This window comes from Microlunatus phosphovorus NM-1 (assembly GCF_000270245.1).
Lineage (GTDB): Bacteria > Actinomycetota > Actinomycetes > Propionibacteriales > Propionibacteriaceae > Microlunatus > Microlunatus phosphovorus.
This window is the reverse complement of the sequence record NC_015635.1, coordinates 5,118,065-5,139,651: the sequence shown is the minus strand read 5'-3', so window position 1 is coordinate 5,139,651 and position 21,587 is coordinate 5,118,065. Positions and strand designations below refer to the sequence as shown.

18 protein-coding genes are annotated in these 21,587 nt (G+C 66.7%); 6 read left to right on the top strand and 12 right to left on the bottom strand.

Features of this window, described 5'->3' with window-relative positions; translation table 11 throughout:
- Positions 1-5 precede the first annotated feature (5 nt).
- Positions 6-740, top strand: coding sequence for a hypothetical protein (locus MLP_RS23305; RefSeq protein WP_156821271.1), 735 nt, complete (start codon positions 6-8; stop codon positions 738-740).
- Positions 741-952: 212 nt separating this feature from the next.
- Here the strand turns inward: MLP_RS23305 and MLP_RS23300 are convergent, their stop codons facing one another.
- Complete coding sequence (locus MLP_RS23300; protein WP_013865672.1) at positions 953-1,456, bottom strand: hypothetical protein; 504 nt, start codon at positions 1,454-1,456, stop codon at positions 953-955.
- A 112-nt stretch (positions 1,457-1,568) separates the two neighbouring features.
- Here MLP_RS23300 and MLP_RS23295 point away from each other — a divergent pair, with 112 nt between their 5' ends.
- Positions 1,569-1,907, top strand: a complete 339-nt coding sequence (locus tag MLP_RS23295; protein ID WP_013865671.1) for a histone-like nucleoid-structuring protein Lsr2 — start codon at positions 1,569-1,571, stop codon at positions 1,905-1,907.
- 411 nt (positions 1,908-2,318) lie between these two features.
- Positions 2,319-4,868, top strand: a complete 2,550-nt coding sequence (locus MLP_RS23290) for an ATP-dependent Clp protease ATP-binding subunit (RefSeq protein ID WP_013865670.1) — start codon at positions 2,319-2,321, stop codon at positions 4,866-4,868.
- A gap of 300 nt (positions 4,869-5,168) precedes the next feature.
- On the opposite strand, the gene MLP_RS23285 is transcribed toward MLP_RS23290, so the two are convergent.
- The 3 genes from MLP_RS23285 to MLP_RS23275 all read right to left on the bottom strand — a co-directional run bounded on the left by MLP_RS23285 (position 5,169) and on the right by MLP_RS23275 (position 8,227).
- On the bottom strand, positions 5,169-6,251 hold the full coding sequence (locus MLP_RS23285) for an alpha/beta fold hydrolase (RefSeq protein WP_172641618.1): 1,083 nt from the start codon (positions 6,249-6,251) through the stop codon (positions 5,169-5,171).
- 34 nt (positions 6,252-6,285) lie between these two features.
- Positions 6,286-7,128 (bottom strand): aldo/keto reductase, encoded by an 843-nt coding sequence (locus MLP_RS23280; RefSeq protein ID WP_013865668.1) that lies wholly within the window; start codon positions 7,126-7,128, stop codon positions 6,286-6,288.
- A gap of 214 nt (positions 7,129-7,342) precedes the next feature.
- The gene (locus tag MLP_RS23275) at positions 7,343-8,227 is read right to left on the bottom strand and encodes an HhH-GPD family protein (RefSeq protein ID WP_049804651.1); all 885 of its coding nucleotides are present in this window, start codon (positions 8,225-8,227) and stop codon (positions 7,343-7,345) included.
- A gap of 875 nt (positions 8,228-9,102) precedes the next feature.
- Between MLP_RS23275 and MLP_RS23270 the strand changes: the two genes are divergently transcribed.
- A complete protein-coding gene (locus tag MLP_RS23270) occupies positions 9,103-9,960 on the top strand; it encodes a hypothetical protein (RefSeq protein ID WP_013865665.1) in 858 nt (285 codons plus the stop codon).
- Between the two features lie 35 nt (positions 9,961-9,995).
- Here MLP_RS23270 and disA read toward each other — a convergent pair whose 3' ends face one another.
- From disA to MLP_RS23245, 5 genes are all read right to left on the bottom strand, one after another.
- Positions 9,996-11,093: a DNA integrity scanning diadenylate cyclase DisA gene (gene disA / locus MLP_RS23265; RefSeq protein WP_013865664.1), complete on the bottom strand. Its 1,098-nt coding sequence runs from the start codon at positions 11,091-11,093 to the stop codon at positions 9,996-9,998.
- 108 nt (positions 11,094-11,201) lie between these two features.
- On the bottom strand, positions 11,202-12,593 hold the full coding sequence (gene radA, locus MLP_RS23260) for a DNA repair protein RadA (protein WP_013865663.1): 1,392 nt from the start codon (positions 12,591-12,593) through the stop codon (positions 11,202-11,204).
- A 275-nt stretch (positions 12,594-12,868) separates the two neighbouring features.
- A complete protein-coding gene (locus tag MLP_RS23255; RefSeq protein WP_013865662.1) occupies positions 12,869-13,942 on the bottom strand; it encodes a histidinol-phosphate transaminase in 1,074 nt (357 codons plus the stop codon).
- 188 nt (positions 13,943-14,130) lie between these two features.
- Complete coding sequence (locus MLP_RS23250; RefSeq protein ID WP_013865661.1) at positions 14,131-14,766, bottom strand: VOC family protein; 636 nt, start codon at positions 14,764-14,766, stop codon at positions 14,131-14,133.
- 101 nt (positions 14,767-14,867) lie between these two features.
- Positions 14,868-15,668, bottom strand: coding sequence for a hypothetical protein (locus tag MLP_RS23245; protein WP_013865660.1), 801 nt, complete (start codon positions 15,666-15,668; stop codon positions 14,868-14,870).
- Between the two features lie 63 nt (positions 15,669-15,731).
- Between MLP_RS23245 and MLP_RS23240 the strand changes: the two genes are divergently transcribed.
- Together MLP_RS23240 and MLP_RS23235 are read left to right on the top strand one after the other, a co-directional pair.
- A complete protein-coding gene (locus MLP_RS23240; RefSeq protein ID WP_013865659.1) occupies positions 15,732-16,577 on the top strand; it encodes a sugar phosphate isomerase/epimerase family protein in 846 nt (281 codons plus the stop codon).
- A gap of 189 nt (positions 16,578-16,766) precedes the next feature.
- Entirely contained in the window at positions 16,767-17,702 is a 936-nt protein-coding gene (locus MLP_RS23235; protein ID WP_013865658.1) for a proline dehydrogenase family protein, read from the top strand.
- A gap of 92 nt (positions 17,703-17,794) precedes the next feature.
- On the opposite strand, the gene MLP_RS23230 is transcribed toward MLP_RS23235, so the two are convergent.
- From MLP_RS23230 to MLP_RS23220, 3 genes are all read right to left on the bottom strand, one after another.
- Positions 17,795-18,226 carry a hypothetical protein gene (locus MLP_RS23230; protein WP_156821270.1) on the bottom strand — a complete coding sequence of 144 codons (432 nt, stop codon included), beginning with the start codon at positions 18,224-18,226 and terminating at the stop codon, positions 17,795-17,797.
- Positions 18,227-18,269: 43 nt separating this feature from the next.
- Positions 18,270-20,471, bottom strand: a complete 2,202-nt coding sequence (locus MLP_RS23225) for a hypothetical protein (protein WP_013865656.1) — start codon at positions 20,469-20,471, stop codon at positions 18,270-18,272.
- Between the two features lie 264 nt (positions 20,472-20,735).
- Entirely contained in the window at positions 20,736-21,515 is a 780-nt protein-coding gene (locus MLP_RS23220) for a CPBP family intramembrane glutamic endopeptidase (protein WP_013865654.1), read from the bottom strand.
- Positions 21,516-21,587: the final 72 nt, after the last annotated feature.

Sequence of the window (21,587 nt, the reverse complement as noted above, 5' to 3'; positions counted from 1 at the left end):
GCGCCGTGACCACTGCCCCGGTGTCGGCCCCTGCCCAACTCGCGCGTACGGGCACGGCCACGCGGAAGCAGACGGCCCCGGCGCGGCAGCGGATCTCCACCGCGGTGCTGGTCGTGGGCACGGTGTTGTCGCTCGGCTCGCTGGCCGGGCCGGATTGGATGCTGCGGGCCGGCGTGGTGATCGCGCTGGCTTCGGCGGTGGCCTCGTGCGCGCTGGCTTGGCGGGAGCTCTATCTGACCAAGCGAAAGCATGCCCAGGAGCTGATCACGGTCGGGCGGCGGCACAGCGCTGACCTGCGGGCGGAGCGCCAGCACAACGCTGATGTCTTGAGCACCGTGAGCGAGCGCGCCAAGCGTTGGCGGAGTGAGGTCGATCGTCAACAGACCCAGATCGCCGGGCTCCGGGTCGAGGTGGCCGCGCTGAGCAGCGATCTCGGCTCGGTACGGCGCCAGCTGGTGCATGCCAACAAGACCGTCAGCGGGCTCCGCGAGGCCGTTCGGGATCGCGATGTCGAGCTCTCCCTGATGCGGTCGGTGCCGCTGTCTTCAGCTGCTCCTGGTGCCGTGGAGACGGCGGCAGGGGTGCATGCGCTGCCGCGGCGCGTACGTGTCGAACGGGCTGACCGGCCTGCTGCGGCCGAAGCTGTCACGCCGTCGGTCGGCGAGGCACGCCTGGTCATCAGCCAGCATCCCGTCGAGCCGGCCATGCCGAACTTCGAAGCAGACCGCCGCCCCGCCTGACGCTGGTTGTCGCTCGGACCTCCCGGTCTGCCGACCTGCCGCGGAAGTCGCTCGGGATTCTGGTTGTCGCTCCATCTGCAGATCGAGCGACAACCAGCAACCCGAGCGACTTCGTGTGAGAGGGGGTGAGAGGGCTCTCATTGCTGGCTCCTGGTCACCTCATCTCGGGTTGGTTGATTTGGTCTCGTCAGTGGGGAGCTGACCCGATGAGATCACCCGAGAGGAATGAGCACGATGCTCGACAAGACCAAGTGGATTCTGGCTGGCGGTGCAGCTGCGGTGGCGCTGACTCCGGTGGCGGCCTTTGCCGCGGGGTATGGACCGTTCGGCTTCAACGCAAGCTCGGAGGTCGTGGCGGAGTCGGTGCAGCAGTCCGACGCAGTGGCGCTGACCGCGGTGGATGACGCGATGAATGTCGTCGATCCGACGCCGGTCACGCCCAACACCGCGATGTCGCCGAAGACTGCGAATACGCCGGCGACACCGGCGACCGCGATCACTCCGAATACCGCGAACACTCCCAACACACCGAAGACGGCGCTGACGCCCAACACACCCAACACTGCAAACACGCCTGTTTCGCCGGCGACCCCGAAGAGCCCGTTGAGCCCGCGGTCTGCGGTGAGCCCGAAGAGCCCCGGATCGCCGAAGAGCCCCGCTTCAGCTTGATTCTGCGCGGTTGCTGCGATATCGGGCCGGCCGACAGGATCAGACATCAACAATCCCTGAACAATCACCCCACATCAGATTGTCGTTTCTGTTTCGTGATCGAGTGACTCTGAGGTAACGTGAAGCACGTCGGTCCCCATTCCTATACCGGAGGCAGAAGTGGCGCAGCGCGTCCAGATTATTTTGGAAGACGATTACGACGGCAGCCAAGCGGACGAGACTGTCTCGTTCGCACTCGATGGCGCAGAGTACGAGATCGATCTCTCGTCTGCGAATGCGGCGGACTTGCGGGGCGCGTTGGCGCCTTGGTTGGCACATGCGCGAAAGGTGGGCGGTCGAAAGCGGACCCGCTCTGCCGGTCGTGCCGCAAGCAGCGAAAGCAGCGGCGGTTCCACCAGTGAAATCCGCGCTTGGGCGGTCGAGAACGGCATGGAGGTGTCCAGCCGGGGTCGGATCTCCGCCGACGTTCGCCAGGCGTACGAGAAGGCACACGCCTGATCTGAACTGAATCTCAGCAGGTTGCAGTTGCGCCCTGGGCGAACATGGTTCGTCCGGGGCGCAGTGCGTTCAGGTGCTTCCGTGGTCGGTCGCAATCTTCGAGGCCGCGCCGTGCACGGTCTGGTGCGCGCCGGCGCGAGGTGCTGGAACTGACGAGATTCCTGGTGTGACGTGCCCTGAGACCCGCTGACGACGTTGCCGTGTGGTTGGCGGTGGCGAAGTGGGAACAGACGGACCGCCTACCGGCGTTGACGAGTAGGCAACCCGTCCGCCTGGGCGTACATCCCTCGATCCCGAGGACCTGCGCCGAACGGTCCGAAGCGGCCGGGGTCGCGGACTAGAGTTGGGTTCCAGCAGGTGCTGCGGGCCCGCAAGGGTTCACTGCGCAGGCACCGTCAACGAGGAGAAGTCATGTTTGAGCGTTTTACCGATCGGGCCCGACGCGTCGTCGTGTTGGCGCAAGAAGAGGCTCGCATGCTGAACCACAACTACATCGGCACCGAGCACATCCTGCTCGGGTTGATCCATGAGGGTGAAGGCGTCGCGGCCAAGGCTTTGGAGTCATTGGGTATTTCGCTTGAGGCTGTTCGGCAGAAGGTCGAGGAGATCATCGGCCACGGTCAGCAGTCACCCAGTGGACATATTCCATTCACACCGCGAGCGAAGAAAGTCTTGGAGCTCTCGCTGCGCGAGGCGTTGCAGATCAACCATTCCTACATCGGCACTGAGCACATCTTGTTGGGGCTCATTCGCGAGGGAGAAGGCGTCGCCGCGCAGGTGCTGGTGAAACTCGGCGCCGATTTGAATCGGGTACGCAGCCAGGTTCTCCAACTGCTCAGCGGATTCCAGGGCAAAGAGGCGGCGACCGCCGGCGCGCCGGAGCAGGGCAACGCGCCATCCTCGTCGATGGTGCTCGACCAGTTCGGCCGCAATCTGACCCAGGCTGCTCGGGAGAACAAGCTCGACCCGGTCATCGGCCGGGAAACCGAGATCGAGCGCGTGATGACGGTGCTCTCCCGACGTACGAAGAACAACCCTGTGCTGATCGGTGAGCCCGGTGTCGGTAAGACCGCGGTGGTGGAGGGGTTGTCGCAGGCGATTGTGCGTGGCGATGTTCCCGAGACGCTGCGGGACAAGCAGATCTACACCCTCGACCTGGGTGCTCTGGTGGCCGGCAGCCGTTACCGCGGTGATTTCGAAGAGCGCCTGAAGAAGGTGCTCAAGGAGATTCGTACGCGCGGTGACGTCGTGCTGTTCATCGACGAGATCCACACCCTGGTCGGTGCCGGTGCGGCCGAGGGCGCGATCGACGCGGCGAGCATCTTGAAGCCGATGCTGGCTCGCGGGGAATTGCAGACCATCGGTGCGACCACGCTCGACGAATACCGCAAGTACGTTGAGAAGGACGCCGCGCTGGAACGCCGGTTCCAGCCGATCCAGGTGGCCGAGCCGTCGATCGCCCATACCATCGACATCCTGCGCGGGCTGCGGGACCGGTACGAGGCGCACCACCGGATCACCATCACCGACGAGGCCTTGGTGGCTGCGGCGCAGATGGCCGATCGCTATATCTCCGACCGGTTCCTGCCGGACAAGGCGATCGACCTGATCGACGAGGCCGGTGCCCGGCTCCGGATCCGCCGGATGACCGCGCCACCGGATCTGCGCGAGTTCGACGAGAAGATCGCCGCCGTACGGCTGGAGAAGGAAGCCGCGATCGACGCTCAGGATTTCGAGCGTGCCGCCAGTCTCCGCGACGACGAGAAGAAGCTGCTCGCCTCACGCTCCGAGCGGGAGGCACAGTGGAAGTCCGGCGATCTGGACGTGGTGGCCGAGGTGGACGAGGAGATCATCGCCGAGGTGCTCTCCACCGCCACCGGCATCCCGGTGTTCAAGCTCACCGAGGAGGAGTCGGCTCGACTGCTCCGGATGGAGGACGAGCTGGGCAAGCGCTACATCGGTCAGCACGACGCGGTGCGGGCGCTGTCGCGGTCGATCCGGCGTACCCGGGCCGGTCTGAAGGACCCGAAGCGGCCCAGCGGCTCGTTCATCTTCGCCGGCCCCTCCGGCGTCGGCAAGACCGAGCTGACCAAGGCGCTGACCGAGTTCCTGTTCGGCGACGAGGACGCGCTGATCCAGCTGGACATGAGCGAGTTCTCCGAGAAGCACACCGCCTCGCGGCTGTTCGGCTCGCCGCCGGGGTATGTGGGCTACGAAGAGGGCGGTCAGCTCACCGAGAAGGTGCGCCGCAAGCCGTTCAGCGTGGTCCTCTTCGACGAGGTCGAGAAGGCACACCCGGACATCTTCAACTCGCTGCTGCAGATCCTGGACGAAGGTCGGCTGACCGATGCGCAGGGCCGGGTGGTCGACTTCAAGAACACCGTCATCGTGATGACCACCAACCTGGGCACCCGGGACATCGCCAAGAGCGTGTCGCTGGGCTTCAGCCAGGCCGGTGACGCCGAGGGCAGCTACGAGAAGATGAAGGCCAAGGTCGCCGACGAGCTCAAGCAGCACTTCCGGCCCGAGTTCCTCAACCGTGTCGACGAGATCGTGGTGTTCCGCCAGCTGACCCAGGCCGACATCGAGCGGATCGTCGACCTGATGGTGGCCCAGATCGAGATCCGGCTGAAGGACAAGGACATGGGCATCGAGCTCACGCCCGCGGCCAAGACCTTGATCGCGAAGCGCGGTTTCGATCCGGTGCTGGGTGCACGGCCGCTGCGTCGGGCACTGCAGCGCGACATCGAGGACATGCTGGCCGAGAAGATCTTGTTCTCCGAGGTGAAGTCGGGTCAGATCGTGGTCGTGGATGTGGCCGATCCTGGGTCGGAAAACGCGTTTACGTTCATGGGTGTCGAACGCTCGACCGCGCCGGACACGCCGCCGGTGGAGTTCGGTGGTGTGATCGAGGGCTTGGCCGAGCCCGGCGAGCATGGTGAGGCGACCAGCGATCGCTGAGTCTGTCTCGTCTGATCTGGACCTGAGGGTCCTGTAGTTCAGCGTTATCGAAGGGTCGTCCCGTGATTCGGGGCGGCCCTTCGCCGTCTCTCCAGTCTCGCGTTCCGAACCCCTTGATTCGACTTTCCCCGGGGGATTTCGGCCTGCTTCGACTTCGCACCAGCTGCTGCTACTTCGCACTACGTGTACCCAGTGCGGAGTCGCATTAGTTGGTGCGAAGTCGAATTGGGGGAAGCGGGAAGTGGTGCGCAGTTGCAGAGAGAGTCGGTGCGAAGTGGAATCAGGGGAAGTGGGAAGTGACTACGGGAGGTCGCGCGGGGACTCGCTGGCCTCGGCGATTGCCTGGGCCTGAGCGGTCTTGCCTTCGGCGATCTTCTCGTCGTCATCGGTGAGGATGCCAGCCAGCTCGGTGAGCTGACCGGTGAACTCGGCCAGCCCATCCGGACTGGCATCGCCGTCATCACTGTCGCCGTCATTACTGTCGCCGTCATTACTGTCGCCGTCATTACTGTCGCCGTGAGCGCCGTTGGCAGCCCGATCGGCCGCCTGCGTCGGGAGTGGGCCCGTGCCGGGATGGCGTACGTGGGCAACCGCCAGCTCGGCGACCGTGTCCGCGTGCGCATGCATGATCGAGTGTGCAGCGTCCTCGATGATCTCGACCCGGCCGCTGGGCAGCAGCTCCATCACCTGGTCGATCCACTCCGGCGGACATAACGTATCCAGCGCGCCGCTGATCACGAGGGTGTTGGAGCGCACTTTCGGCAGTGTCTCCTCCAGCGGATAGTGCATCATCTCCGGCAGCACCCGGGAGAACCATCGGACCCCACACAGCGCGTACGCCTGCATCGCCAGCACCGCCACCCGCGGTGGCTCCTCTCGAGCGGCCGCGAGGAAACGACTGACGGCCCGGGACAGGGTCCGCTCGTCAGGGCTGAGCACCGGGCCGAGCAGGACGATCGAGCTGAGCGGGCCCCGGCCCATGGCTTCTCCTGCCAAGCCCTGCGGATAACGAGCGGCAAGATCGGCGACCACCTGGGTACCCATCGAGTGCCCTACCAGCACAGGGTCCACCAGGTTCAGGTCGTCGACGACCTTTCCGACCAGGTCGGCGTAGTCGGCGATGGTCATCCTTCTGCTCTTCGGATGAGGTACGCCGCCGAAGCCGGGCAGGTCGAGCGCATGCACCGGCCCGTACCCGTTCAACTGCGCCGCGAGGCGTTCGAAGTAGTTCGAGGAGACTCCGATACCCGGCACGAGGACGAAGGCCCGGTCACCGTCGCGGCCGACCGTGCTCACACGGGCGTAGGTGGACTGCCAGGGGATCCGTTGGACCACGACCTCGGTAGTGCTGCGTCTGCGTCCACTCACATCGGTGGTACGCACGGATAACAGTCGTCGAGTGGGACCTCTGCGCACTTCAGTTGCCGGATCGATCGGAGTCGGTGATGTGGCCATCGCCTCGATCAAGGGCGGAGATGGCTGCGAGATCGTCGTCGGCGAGGGCGAAGTCGAAGATGGCGGCGTTCTCCGCGATCCGATGCGGGTTTGCCGACTTGGGAATGACGATCAGGCCCAGCTGAAGGTGCCAGCGCAACACGACTTGAACTGGTGACCTGCCGTATTTCTCGGCGATGCCAGCGATCACCGGGTCCGTACGCAATCGTGCTGCTTTCGAACCACCGATCGGGCTCCAGGACTCGGTCGCGATGCCGTGCTCGGCGTTGAACCTGCGCAGGTCATCGCGGGTGCTGTAGGGGCTGACCTGGATCTGATTCACATCGGGTGTCACGCCCGTTTCCAGGAGAACCTGACGCAGATGCCAAGCCTTGAAGTTCGACACCCCGATCGCCCTGATCGCCCCCTCCTCCAGCAGCGCATCGAGCCCACGGACGGCATCGGCGAACCGGCACTGGTCCGGATTGGGCCAATGCACCATGAGCAGATCGAGATAGTCAACACCAAGCCGCTCGAGACTGGCCAGGTACGCCTGGAGTACGCCTTCGACGCTGTGCCACTCACGGTTGAACTTGGTGGCGATGAACACCTGCGACCGATCGATCCCGGAGTCGCGGATGCCCTGCCCGACGCCCACTTCGTTCCGGTAGTTCTCCGCGGTGTCGATCAGCCGATAGCCGGACTCGATAGCAGTGCGTACGGCCGCGGCTGCCTCGGCATCGGCCAAGGGCCAGGTGCCGAGACCGAGCACCGGAATCGAGGCGCCGTGCAGCAGGGCCCGAGTCGGGTCGAGTGCAGTGCTCATGATGGCCGACCCTAGTCCGCCGGGGCCCGCGATTCCCATCCATGGTTGAGTCGTGGCGATGGCTTGCCCAGGGTTGGGGCGGGTTGGGGCGTCAATTTCCATCCGTGGATGGAAATTGCGCGGCCGGTGCCGCGGATCCAGCGTCAATTCCGATCCGTGGTTGAGTATCGCGATCCGAAGCTGGGCGACACCGGCCCTCGGTGTCAGCATGCTGTCAGCCAGGCAGGGCGTATCCCGTTGTGTCGTCGCCGACCATCAATCCGTCGGCAAGCAGCGAAGCCAGGGCCCGTTCGCGCTGCGGCGCGGCCGGCCAGCAGGCGTCCAGTTCGATCCGGTCGACGCGGATGTCGCTCGACCGCAGCACGGCCAGCAGGGCGCCGCGGCATTGCCGGTCGGTGCCCTCGTACGTCTGCCGTCGCCGCCCCGGTCCTGTACTCGTCGGGCACCCCGCCGTATGCCAGGTGCAGAGATCGACCACCGGGCAGCGTTCGCATGCCGGTGTGCGAGCAGTACAGACCAATGCCCCGAGCTCCATCGATGCGACCGCCCACACCGCGGCGCGGGTCGGCTCCTCCGGCAGGAACTCCGTCGCCATCCGGGTCTCGGCGACGGTTGCCGACACCGGCGGGTAGGCCTCGCCGGAGGCTATTCGAGCCAGCACCCGCCGGACGTTCGTGTCAAGGACGACGTGCCGCTGCCGGTGTGCGAACGACGCGATCGCTGCTGCCGTATAGCTGCCCACGCCGGGCAGTCGGAGCAGCTCAGCATGGCTGGTGGGTACGTGGCCGCCGTGCAGGTCGGTGATCGCCTCCGCCGCCCGGTGCAACCGCAGCGCGCGGCGCGGATAGCCCAACCGGCCCCAGGCGCGGACCGCCTCGCCAGCCGGCGCGGCGGCCAGATCCGGCGGTGTCGGCCAGCGATCGACCCATTGCCGCCACGGTTCCAGCACCCGCGCAACGGGGGTCTGCTGCAGCATGAACTCGCTGACCATGATCTCCCACGCCGTCGCCTCCGGCCGGCGCCAGGGCAGGTCGCGGGCATGGTCGGCGTACCAGTCCAGCACCCTGCCCACCACGCGGTGCGGGTCCGTCTGGGGCATGGCTGCCACCGTACCCAGGCCAGGCAATCCCCACTTCGCACCAGCTGATGCAACTGCGCACCCCGCGTACGTGGTGCGCAGTCGCAGGAAATGGTGCGAAGTCGATGCGGGATCTCGGCGGTCGGCGGTGGAGGCGGGTGCAGGCAAGTCCCCTTCGGCCTACCTTCGGCGCAGGTCCTCGCGAGAAGGAGTTTTTTTGGCACCTGTTTCGGCCGTGAACAGGTGCCTTGCCCCCTTCTCGATCAGCGATCCCACCCGACAGCGCCAGAAGTCGCCGCTTCGGCGCTGATCTGTGGCGGCGCGAGATGTGCGTCGTGTGCGCTCGGTCGCGATCGTTCGTGGCCCGGCGGCGCGAGACGTATGCCACGCACGCCCGGTCGAGGGTCGTTTGTGGCCCGGTGGCGCGAGATGTGCGTCGTGTGCGCTCGGTCGCGATCGTTCGTGGCCCGGCGGCGCGAGACGTATGCCACGCACGCCCGGTTGACGGTTGTTTGTGGCCCGGCGGCGCGAGACGTACGCCACGCACGCCCGGTCGTCGGTTGTTAGTGGCCCGGCGGCGCGAGATGTACGCCGTACACGCCCGCTCAACGACCGTCCGCGGCCCGGCGGCGCCAGCCGGACCGGCGACCGCAGGTCAGCCACCCCAATCCCCACTTCGCACCAGTTGATGCGACTGCGCACCCCGCGTACGTGGTGCGCAGTGATAGCAGTTGGTGCGAAGTGCCAATTGGGGTTGGGCGCAGGTTGTCGAGCAGGTGAGTAACCGGGAGCCGCGGGAGAGCATCGAATGGTGCGAAGTGCGAAATGGGGCGCGGCGGCTACTGGTCGGCGTGTTATCCCCAGTGGGATGGCCTGGGCTCCGTAGCCTGGCCCGTATGAGTGGCCTGCTCCACCCGCAGGGTCCGGAGCCGGCCCGCACGTACTGGATCCGACGCGGCATCCTGCTTGCGGTCGTGCTGATTCTCGTGATCATGATCGTGATCGGGGTCAAGAGTCTGACCAAGTCGGTGGTTGCCACGCCGCCTGCGCCTACGATCACCCCTCCTGCGGCCGCGGACAGTCCGACGCCGGTGAGCGTGAGTCCTTCAGTGAGTTCGACCCCCAGCGTCAGCACTCCGACACCGAGTGCCAGCCAATCGGCGAGCGCCGAGTCGTCGGCATCGGCGGCCGCAAAGGCGAGCGCGGCTGCCAAGGCGAGTGCCGCCGCGAAAGCCAGTGCCGCTGCCGAAGCAAGCGCGGCCGCGAAGGCGAGCGCGGCTGCCAAGGCAAAGGCAGCGGCGAAAGCAAGTGCAGCCGCCAAAGCGAGCGCGTCGGCGAAAGCGAGCGCGGACGCCAATCAGATGCCGGACTGCTCACCCGATGACCTTCGGGTCACACTGGATGGCGGCAGCATCCTCTCACCGGGCGAGGCGAACACCTTCAAGCTCGCGGCGATCAACACCACGAAGGTGACCTGCGTCGCGACGGTGACCGACAAGAACTTCGAGCTGAAGATCACCACCGGCAAGGGCCGGGTCTGGAGCAGCAAGGACTGCAGGAAGCTGCTCGCCGACTTCCGCAAGCCGCTCGCACCCGGCGCCCGCGCGGGCTGGCAGCTGACTTGGAACGGGAAGCGCTCGGTCAAGGGGAAGAAGTGCAAGGTCGGCAAGGCGGCCGTGCATCCGGGCAGCTACTGGGCGACTGCGAAGCTCACGGGCTCCAAGGCGGTCCAGCTGCCGATGCTGATCACCTGAGATCTGCGTACGAAAGGCGCGGCGCGAGTCAGTGATCAGCGCAGCGGGTCGGCGTAGGCGGACTCAGCTACGCGAACGAGGCCGTCGCGGATGGCCCTGGCTCGTTGCTCACCGACCCCCTCGACCGCCTGCAACTCGCTACGGCTGGCCGCGAAGAGGGCCTGCAGACTTCCGAAATGCTCGATCAGCCGCTCGCCCAGCGCTCCCGGCAGCCGGTTGATCTGCGCCACCTGACGGTAGCCGCGGGTGCTCACCTTCGTATCCAGCTGATCCGATGCCGGGAAGCCGATCGTGCGCGCGACCAACAGCAGATTCAAGAGCTGATCCACATCCAGTGCGGTCAGCTGAGCCAGTCCGAAGCTCACCTCGCCGCCGTTGCTGTTTGCGGCCGGATCCGGGCGATAGTCCTTCTCCAGCAACCCGCCCAGTTCGGTCAAACCAGAGGTCAGCTCGTGCAGTTGCAGGACCAGCAATCGGCCTTCGGTGCCGAGCTCGGCAGCGTACTCACTCAACTCCTGATTCAACCGCCGGACCATCTCCAACCGCTGGGCCACGGCGGCGACATCGCGTACCGTCACCTGGTCCTCGACCTCGACCGCGGACAGTCGGGCGGTCGCCTCGGCGAGTCGGGCACGATAGCGCTCCAGGGTCTGCAACGCCTGATTCGACCGGGCCAGGATCTGGTCCGGGTGCTCGACGAACTGACGATAGCCACCGACGTAGAGCGAGATTGTGGCCATCGAGGCCGAGACCGCGATCACGGGTACGCCGGTCTGCCGGGCGACCCGCTCGGCGGTCCGATGTCTGGTGCCGGTCTCAGAGGTGGGGACCTTGGCGTCGGGCACGAGGTGTACGCCGGCCCGCATGATCCGGCTCGCCTCCTCGTTCAGGACGATCGCACCATCCATCTTGGCCAGTTCGCGCAACGCGGATGCGGTGAACGGCACGTCCATCTGGAATCCGCCAGTGCAGAGGTCCTGCACCTCGCGACTGTGCCCGAGCACGACCAGAGCACCGGTACGTCCGCGCAGGATACGCTCGAAGCCCTCACGCAGCGGCGTCCCCGGAGCAACCAGCGCCAGGTAGCCGAGCACCTTGCCCCGGTCGATCCCATCTTGTGTCCCGCTCGACATACGTCTCCCACCCAGGATCGGCTGGTCGGTCCGATCCGGTCGCCATCTTAGGTGGACCTCGGGGCACGACGGATCCTCCGATCTGGGTGAGTAGCTGCCGAAACCGGCCTAGTTGGGGCGGTTTCGAGATGTCATGTTGAGGGCGCATAGGGCGTCGGCGAGCGTCGGCACAGCGCGGATCAGCATGCCGCTGCGGTTCATGCTGAGCTGTTCGGCGGCATGGGAATCGGACGGCACGACGGCCTCGGTGAAGCCGAGTCGCGCTGCCTCGGCCAGCCGCCGATGCAAACCGGGGACCCGGCGCAGCTCGCCGGCCAGTCCGACCTCGCCGATGGCGATGCAGCGCTCAGTCATCGAGATGTTCAGCGCGCTGGAGGCGACTGCGATCGCGGCCGCGAGGTCGGCCGACGGGTCGGCGACGCGTGCGCCGCCGACCGTCGAGACGTACACGTCCTTGTCGGAAAGCTTCACCTTCGCCCGTCGGTCGAGCACGGCGAGCACCATCGCGAGCCTCCCCGGATCGACGCCATGCATCGTCCGGCGCGGCAACTGCAAACTGGAACTGCCGACCAACGCCTGCAGTTCGGCCAGCAATGGGCGGCGGCCTTCCATGGTCACCGTGACACAGGTCCCCGGGACCTGCTCCTCATGTCGGGAGGTGAACAGCCCGGAGGGGTCCGGGACCTCGACGATGCCCTCCTCGGCCATCTCGAAGCAGCCGACCTCGTCGGATGGTCCGAACCGGTTCTTCGTGCCACGGACCATGCGGAAACCGGAGTGCCGATCACCTTCGAAGGCCAGCACGACGTCGACCAGATGCTCCAGCAGCCGAGGTCCGGCGATGTTTCCGTCCTTGGTGACGTGGCCGATGATGATCACCGCCATGCCGCGTTGCTTGGCGACGCGGACCAGTGCTCCGGTGACCTCGCGGACCTGGGTGACGCCGCCGGGCGATCCGTCCGCCTCGGCCGTGCCGACGGTCTGCACCGAGTCGACCACCAGGAGTGAGGGCCGGATGTCCTCGATATGGCCCAGCACGGTGCCGAGATCGGTCTCGGCGGCCAGATACAGATCATCGGCCAGCGCGTTCGTGCGGCCTGCACGCAGCCGTACCTGAGCTGCAGACTCCTCGCCGGTCACGTACAGCGTCGTACGGCCGGCCTTCGCCCACTGCGCGGCGACCTCGAGCAAGAGCGTCGACTTGCCGACTCCGGGCTCGCCGGCGAGCAGCACAACGGCACCTGGCACCAGGCCGTCGCCGAGCACACGGTCCAGTTCACTCACACCGGTCTTCACGCGGGCGGCAGCCTGCGCGTCAACGTCCTTGATCCGGGTGGCTCGTTTGGTCGGAGCCGAGGCCCTCACCTCGGCCAGCCTCGGTGCCCCGACCTCGACCACGCTGCCCCAGGCCTGACACTCCCCGCACCGGCCCACCCAGCGCACGGTCGTCCAGCCGCACTCGGTGCAGCGATGGGATGGTCGGGTCTGCGTCTTGGCCATGACTCAGACCGTAGATGGTGCCACTGACAGCGTGAGTTGTTCGACTCGCTGCTCGGCTGCGCCCGCTTCGACTTCGCACCATTTCCCTCTACTGCGCACCCCGCGTACGTGGTGCGGAGTCGCAGTAGGTGGTGCGAAGTCGGAATCAGGCTGCGGTAGATGGTGCGAAGTCGGAATCAGGCTGCGCGAGATGGTGTGAAGCTGGCCAGGAGAGGTACAGCAGGAACCGGGTCCAATAGGGAGTTGGGGCTCAGGTGCCGCCGGGAGGCAGTGCGTCAGGGCAAGCGGGCGGCGATTTCCAGGGCCAGGTCGTTGGCGGCAGGCTCGCCGATCGTGATCCGGATACCGTCGAACGGGCTGCCGGAGGCGTAGGGGCGGACCGTCACGCCGGCGTCGGCGAAGGCCTCCGCCCACTGCTGGGTCCGAGGACCGGCCGGTAGCCAGACGAAATTGCCCTGCGTATCGGGTACGGGGAGGCCCAACTCGCGCAGACCCTTGAGCAAGGCGGTCCGTCGTACCACCAGCTCAGCCACTCGCTCCCTCAGTGCAGCCTCGGCCTCCAGCGAGGCCAGCGCAGCGGCCTGGGCGATCGTCGTCACACCGAAGGGGTTCGCGGACGCCCGGACCACGGCCGTCAGCTCCGGCGGGCCTACGCAATAGCCGATCCGCAGTCCGGCGAGCCCGTACGCCTTCGAGAAGGTACGCAGCACGACGACATTGGGCCGTTCGAGCAAGGTGAGACCGTTCACCGCATCGGGGGCGTCGACGAACTCGACGTACGCCTCATCGATCAGCACCGCGACATCGGGCGGCACCTGATCGAGGAAGATCTCGACGTCGGACTGCCGCAAGGCTGGACCGGTGGGGTTGTTCGGCGTGCACAACAGCACCGCGACAGTTGCCGGGGTGATCGCGGCGAGCATCGCATCCAGATCATGCTCGTACGCGGCCGTCAGCGGCACCGGTACGCCGGTCGCGCCGCTCAGCTGGGTAGCGATCGGATAGGCCTCGAAGCTGCGGAACGGATAGACGATCTCGGCGCCGCGGCGGCCGAGCACATTGAGGAGATGGAACAGCACGGCGACCGACCCGGTGCCGAAGGCGAGCCGCGCCGGATCTACCCCTAAACGACCCGCGAGCACCTCGGTCAATCGTGGCACTGCGAGATCCGGATAGCGGTTCAACTCCTCGCAAGCGGCTGTCGCTGCAGCCAGTACGCCCGGCAGCGGGGGATAGGGGTTCTCGTTGCTGGACAGCTTGTACGCCGGGCGGCCATCGATCTCCGCGGGCCGGCGACCCGGCTGGTAGACCGGCAGCCCAGCAGCCTCGGGACGGATCTGGAGCGCCATGGCGCCAGGGTAGGAGCCTGTTGGCTTTGGCGCTCCTGAGCGCGTTCGGCCCGCGCACCCTGTCCAGCAGCGTCCGTCGCCGCCGATCGTGCGCCCGACAGATTGTCCGGCGGCGGGCCGCCCCGAACTTTTGCCGCAAGAACCACGTGAGATGTGGATACCGGACCAGAATCCGGCTGTCCCGAGGGTCAGATCCGGACGACGCCGTTGGCGGTGCCGAAGGTGGCGGCGATCAGTCCGGGTTGACCGCGCGGCGCGACCCATTCGATCGGGATGTCGGACAAGACCCGATCGGCGGCCCCGCCGAGCCAGTCCTCGACCCGGGCCCTCGAACCGGCGATCTCGACGCCGAGCAGATCGATCTGTCCGCCACCGGAGGATGGGTGAATCGACGGGTGCGAGCGCCACTGGATGAAGAAGGGCAGCTGTGGATCACTCTGCAGACCACGTACCCCAAGTTGCAGCCACTCCAGCTCGGTCCCGTCGGGCCGGTGCCGATGGCCCTCGATCGCCTGCCGGCCGATCCGCAGCTCGATCTCGCTCATGTCCGCGACCGCCACGACCCAGCCGAGCCAGCCGCCGCCCTCGGCCGACCGGGCGCGTACCACCTGGCCGAACACCGCCTTGTCGGCAGCAGGATGGTCCAGCACCTCGACCACCTCGAGATAGCGGCCGGCCGAGTGCGCCAGGGTGAAGTTGCGAGTCCCGAACCGCGGATGGATACCGCCGTCGATGAACTCTGTCCCCAGCAGGCGCCCCAACTCCGCCGCAGTGGATCGGGCGCCCTCCGGACCGGCTGCATACGACAGGTGGTCCAAGCGCATGCCCCCATTGTGGTGCCCAGGCCTGGCAACCGATCAGCGGGGTCGCGAGGGCACGATCCCGCGAGCAGCATTGGGCGCGATCCTCGCCCGGGTTGTCGGGTTCACCGAGCGATCAGGGTCGCGGGATGTCGCATCAGGTCACCCGGCATCGCTTCGAACTCGGTGCACAGCCCCGCCAGCACCGCGTACGCCTGTTTGCCCATCAGCTCGACCAGCTCGTCGCGGTTCGATCGATAGACCGGCTCGGATCCGATATGTGCCTCGGAGTTGGAGGTGCAGTACCAGTCGAGGTCATGTCCGCCCGGCCCCCACCCCTCCCGCACATACTCGCCCAGCGTCACCTCGGTGTAGGTGGTGTCGTCGCCGCGGGTCACCTCCCGGAACTGGCGGCGCAGCGGCAGCTGCCAGCAGACGTCCGGCTTGGTCGCGACGAAGCTGCGACCCTGCTGGAGGGCCAGCAGATGCAGCGCGCATCCTTCTCCGGCAGGAAATCCTGGCCGATTCAGGAAGATGCAGGCGCCGTCGACGACCCGCGTCTTGCGTTCGCCCTCCCTGATCCCGGTCTCGTCCCCGGTGTCGGATTCACTGGCGTCGGCCTCGAGATCTTCCAGTTCGACCCAGCCCTGCTTCGTGGCAGCGTCCTTGTACTGCCATTGCTCGGCGGTCAGCTGCGAGACATACCGGCCGACCCGCTGCTCGTCGTCTGCATCGGCGAAATGTGCGCCGAGGGTGCAACAGCCGTCATGCGGCCGATCGGCGTAGATCCCCTGGCAGCCACGGCCGAAGATGCAGGTCCAGCGCGAGGTCAACCAGGTGAGGTCGCAGCGATAGACCGTATCGGCGTCATCGGGATCGGCGAACTCCACGTACGCGCGTGGAAACGACGCCTTGACCTCGGGCACGCGCGAAGCCTACGCGGCTCGAGTCTGGTCCGAGGGCTGCCACCGGGCGCTACGCTGTTGAACGTGATCGAAGCCGACGACGGTGCTGTGACGACTTCGGCAGCGAAGGTCGGGCTGTCGACCTCGTCGGTCTATCCCGAGACCACCTCCAGCGCGTTCGAGCTCGCCCGCCGACTCGGGTATGACGGTGTCGAGTTGATGGTCGGGATCGACCCGGTCGCGGCCGATATCGACGCAGTGGAGAAGCTGCGCGACTATCACCAGGTGCCTGTGTTGTCGGTGCACTCGCCGTGTCTGCTGATCACCCAGCGGGTCTGGGGCAACGATCCGTGGTCCAAGCTGGAGCGCTCCGCCGAGGCGGCCCGCCGGCTCGATGCCGACACGGTGGTGGTGCATCCGCCGTTCCGCTGGCAGCGGGAGTACGCCCGGGGGTTCGTCGAGGGCGTCCGGCGGCTCACCGAGGAGACCGGGATCATCTTCGCGGTCGAGAACATGTATCCGTGGCGCACCCCCGGCGGTGAGCTCAAGGCATACCTGCCCGGCTGGGACCCGACCGAGCGGGACTACGACCACCTGACGCTGGACTTCTCGCATGCCTCCACGGCCAACCAGCAGTCGTTGGACCTGGCCAAGGCTTGGGGGTCCAGGTTGCGGCACATCCACCTGACCGACGGCAGCGGGTCGGCGAAGGACGAGCACATGGTGCCGGGCCGTGGTGACCAGCAGGCGGCGAAGGTGCTGCAGCATCTGGCTCAGATCGACTTCGCCGGTCACGTCGTGCTCGAGGTCAACACGCGCAAGGCGGACAGTCGGGCGAAGCGGGAGCAGGACTTGGCGGAGTCCCTGGCCTTCAGCCGGCAGCACCTGGCGACACCGGTCCGCCCCGGCTATGCCCTAGATTCCTCCTAACCGGCTCGGTGTGTCGCTTCGGAGAGGTCTGACCCATGACTGAGTTGAATGGTCGCGCTCCGCGGTCATGGACTCCGCAAAGTCTGGCTCGTTCGTCGCAGTTTCGGACGACGCTCGGCCGCATCTGCTCGCTTCCCTCGCGGGGCGTGTCGCCCCAAACTGCTCCTGCACTCCCGAGAGGCTCCGTCCATGACCGTCGTACGCGAGGCGTTGCTCAAGCTCTCCCGCAGCGGTGCGATGAAGTCGACGATCACCCGGGCACCGTTGACCCGTGACGTGGTGAACCGCTACGTCGCCGGCGAGACCACCGACGATGTGCTCCGGATCACCCGGACGTTGGCCGACGCGAACCTCTCGATCACCATCGACCGGTTGGGTGAGGACACCACCAAGGTCGAGCAGGCCGCAGAGACGACTCGTGCCTATCTGGAGCTGTTGCGTCTGCTGGACGATGCCGGGCTAGCCGACATCGCCGAGGTGTCGATCAAGCTGTCCGCCGTGGGTCAGTTCCTCGGCCGCGACGGTGAGCGAATCGCGACCGAGCACGCCCGGTCGATCTGCGAGGCGGCCGGCGCGGTCGGCACGACGGTCACCATCGACATGGAGGACCACACGACCACCGACTCGACGCTGTCGGTGGTCCGGGCGCTGCGAGCGGACTTCCCGTGGCTGGGCACGGTGCTGCAGGCCTATCTGCACCGCTCCGAGGCGGACTGTCGTGATCTCGCCTACCAGGGTTCGCGGATCCGGCTGTGCAAGGGCGCGTACGCGGAGCCGGAGTCGGTGGCGTATGCGGAGCCGGCCGAGATCGACAAGGCGTACGTGCGTTGCCTGCGGATCCTGATGGCCGGCGACGGCTATCCGATGGTCGCCACCCACGACCCGCGACTGGTCGAGATCGCGCTGACGCTGGCCGATCGGCAGCATCGCAGCAAGGACTCGTTCGAGTTGCAGATGCTGTACGGAATTCGGCCGGCCGAGCAGGCCAGGCTGGCGGCGCTCGGGCGCCGGATGCGGGTCTATGTGCCGTACGGCACGGACTGGTACGGCTATCTCGTCCGACGACTCGCGGAGAAGCCGGCCAACCTGCGGTTCTTCGCTCGCAGCCTGGTGTCGCGGAGGTAGTTGGGTCGCCTGACGGCGGGCGGTTGACGGCCACTTCGGGAGCCAAGCGGCCAGCGACGTGTGAGTTGGTGTGTTGTCTACGACCCACAAACTCACACGTTGTCCTGGCCGAAGCCAGCTGATGTCGGGTCAAGCCTCGCCACGGACCGCAGTTCGCCGCTCGGGAGATGCACCACCACCGACAATTCCACCGGAACCGGCTGATGCACGAGCGTCCAGACGGTCGGATCCGGTCCACCCGATGGTGGCACGTCCGGATCGAAGGCGAGCTGGATCGGTGTCTCCAACCACCGGTCCTCGTCTGGCGCCAACTGCGTGCTGACCGGCTGCGCGCCGATATCGAAGATCGGCCGGACGATCGGCACGGTCCCGTCGGCGGCGCTCGCGGTGAGATCGAAGCCCAGGAAGGGTTCCCACCAGGTCAGCGTGACCGGCGTCGAGCCGTGGTTGCGAATCCCGAACCGCAGGCCATGTCGGCCGGGACCGGCCGATGTCGGTTCGAGCGAGCAGGTCAGGCTGGGCACCGCTGTCTCCTCTTGAGAGTTGTCCACCGCGATCCAACGCTGATCACGGAGCCCGCATCTTGCGGAGCCTCGTGCTTCCGTCCAGCTTCAGGATCCGCCGCACGATGAACCTGGCTAACGGCACCCCGGGCACCACCTCGTAGATCTGTGGCAGGTCGACCGTGATCTCTTTCATCGTGGTCAGAGCCTGGATGAACATCGCCTGACTCTGCATTCCGGTGTGCTGATCGTATACACGGTCGTGCGCATCGACGGTGAAGGTGCCGTTGTTGCTGGAGCTGCCGAAGAAGTGCGCGGTGACATCGGCCTGAGTCGTCAAGCTGTTGGCGGCGGCGTACCCGGGCTTCAGGTCCGCCAGCGTGATGTTGCAGGTCCGACCCCCGAAACGCTCCAGGATCGTCTGGTGTTCGTAGTCCGGTTGACCGGGAGAGCCGATGTCCGGGCCCAGCTGATAGGTGTAGGCGCTGGGAAGTGGTCGCTCGCCCTCGGTCTCCAGCTGCACCATCGTCGTCGGCGTAGCGCCGGACTTGAAGCCAAAGGTCCAGTTCTCGGTGCTGACCACAGTGCCGTCTGTCAGCTGGACCTGCAGTTGCACCGTCGTCGCCGTCGCTCCGGTCCACGTCGAGTTGATAAGGAAATCCACATTCCCACTGGTCAGACCCGGAATGGTCTGGGTCGCCGGGCCACCGGGAGAGCCGAAGCCGCCGCCGGCACTGCTGAAGACAAGCTGGAACTGGGCCGGCGCAGCGTGGGCGTACCGACCATTGAAGATGATCCGTTCTCCGGCAGCGGCCAGCGGAGCCCGGTCGAAGGGGACCAGGTAGCTGCGCGTCGGCCGGCCGATCAGCGCAATCCGGATCCGGCTGAATGGCGGCGTACATGCCGCGAGCATCGAGCTCCGCTGGGCCGGGGTCAGCGCCGCGATCCGGGTGGCGATGTCGGCGTCCGAGAAGCCGTTCAGGTGGATGACCGCCCGTGCCCAGTCCGACTTGCGGAGGTCGCCCTGAAATGCCGAGCTCAGGTCGGCCGCAGCGATGATGTCGCCGATCCGGACGTTCGCCGCGACGTAGAGCTCGATCCGCTGGGCTGGTGGCAAGGCTCGTACGCGGGTGGTGATGTCGGGGTCGTTGAAGGCGTTGAGCAGATTGGCGGCGTTCGGCCAGTCGCCGGCGGCGACGGCTGCCTTGAAGTCCAGATCGAGCAGGGGACGTCGGACCCGGTGGTTGTCGGGTGCACACGCGGCGCGCATCGAGGCGCGTTGTGCTGGGGTCAAGGCCGCGACGCGGGTGGCGATCTCGGCATCGCTGAAGCCCGCCAGATGGAGTGCCGCTCGAGTCCAGTCCGGTTTACGGAGATCGCCCTGGTAAGCCGACTCGCGGTCGATGCCGGCGATGATGTCGCCGATCCGGATGTTCGCCGCGACGTAGAGGCTGATCCGTTGGGCCGACGGCAAGGCCTGTACGCGGGTGGTGATGTCGGGGTCGTTGAAGGCGTTGAGCAGATTGGCGGCGTTCGGCCAGTCGCCGGCGGCGACGGCTGCCTTGAAGTCCAAATCGAGCAGGGGACGTCGGACCCGGTGGTTGTCGGGTGCACACGCCGCTCGCATCGAGGCTCGCTGCGCTGGGGTCAGGGCTGCTGCGCGGGTGGCGATCTCGGCGTCGGTGAAAGTCGCGAGGTGCACCGCAGCGGTAGGCCAGTCGGCCTTGCGTACATCACCTTGATAGGCGGCTTCCGGGTCTGCCGTGGTGATGATGGCCGTGATTCGCGCCGGGGCAGTGACGTACAGGCTGATCCGTTGCGGGCGGCTCAACCCGTTCACCCGGGCGGTGATGTCGGAGTCGTTGAAGGCGTTGAGCAGATTGGCGGCGTTCGGCCAGTCACCGGCGGCAACCGCCGCTTTGAAGTCGAGGTCGAGCAGCGCCCTACGGACCCGGTGATTCCATTCCTGGCAGGCGGCTCGCATCGAGGACCGCTGGGCTGGTGACAAGGCCGCCGCACGCGACTGGATGTCTGCATCGCTGCAGCCGTTCAGCAGCTCGGCCGCATGCGCCCAGCGGCCCGCGGCGACGTCCTGCTCATACTGTTCCAGCAACTCGGCTCGGGTCGGCTGGCGTTGGATGTGAACCGGTTGGATCGGCGCAGGTTGGCGGTGCGCCGGGCTGCTGCTTGCCAGCAGTTGGGCTACGGCGGCGTTGCCGGCGGTACGCTGCAGCGCCAACAGCCGATCCGTTGCTGCGGGCAGCACCGGGCCGGTCGAGGTGCCAGCACTCGACTGCGACGCGGAATCGCCGGCGCTCCGAGAAGACCGGTCGGCACGGCCCCCCGCGACGTTCGCGTGGTCACCCCTTGGAGCGGACGGTTCGGGCCCGTGCGCCTTCTCCATACCTGAAAGGGTGACTGACCTGGCAAGGTCTGATCGGAAAGTGTGCCCCTGAGGTCGCTCCTCCTGCCCGAAAGGGCATCTGGCCCGGCGACCAGGCTAGACGGCTACAACCCACCTGAGAGATGACTACAACCAGCTGAGGTGGGGAGCCAGCAGCGTGTAGCCGACGAATGCTCCGACATCGAGCAGGGTGTGCGCGACGACCAGCGGCATCACCCGCTTCCAGCGCAGGTAGATCAATCCGAACACCAGCCCCATGATCAGGTTGCCGGCGAAGCCGCCCCAACCCTGGTAGAGGTGGTAGGAGCCTCGGATCACCGCGCTGGTGATCAGGATCGCCGGCACCCGCCAGCCCAGTTGACCGAGTCTGGTGAGCAGATAGCCGATCATCACGACCTCTTCGAGCACCGCGTTCTGTGCGGCGGCGAGGATCAGCACCGGGATGGTCCACCAGTGGTCGGTGAGGCCGGATGCCTGTACCTGGGTGTTGACGCCGAGGGCCTTGGCTGCCAGGTAGAGGCCGAGACCGGGGATGCCTATGCAGGCGGCGATCACGGTGCCGAACCAGGCATCGAAGCCGGGTCTGCTGAGGTCGAACCCGATCCGCTTGGTTGCGGGACGGTCGGTGAGGTTCAGCAGATAGAGGGCGAGCAGTGCCGGCACGACGGCGAAGGCGATGCCGATCAGCTGATAGGTCAGATCGAGCCAGGGCCGATCCGGGGTGACGGAGGCGTTCAGGGTCGAGGTCTGCTGGTTGAGCTGAACCCCGCGGGTCATCCGCTCGATGATCCGCAACACCGAATAGACCCCGGACTGGCCCAGCGAGATCGCCAGCACGATCAGAACCTCGACACCGAGTCTCGGACTGCCGGCGCGCACCACGTCGGGACCGCTGATCGTCGTCACGGCTCAAGTGTCGCGCGACCGAAGTTGCTCGGGTTTGTCGGTCTTGCTCGATCTGTAGACCGAGCAAGACCG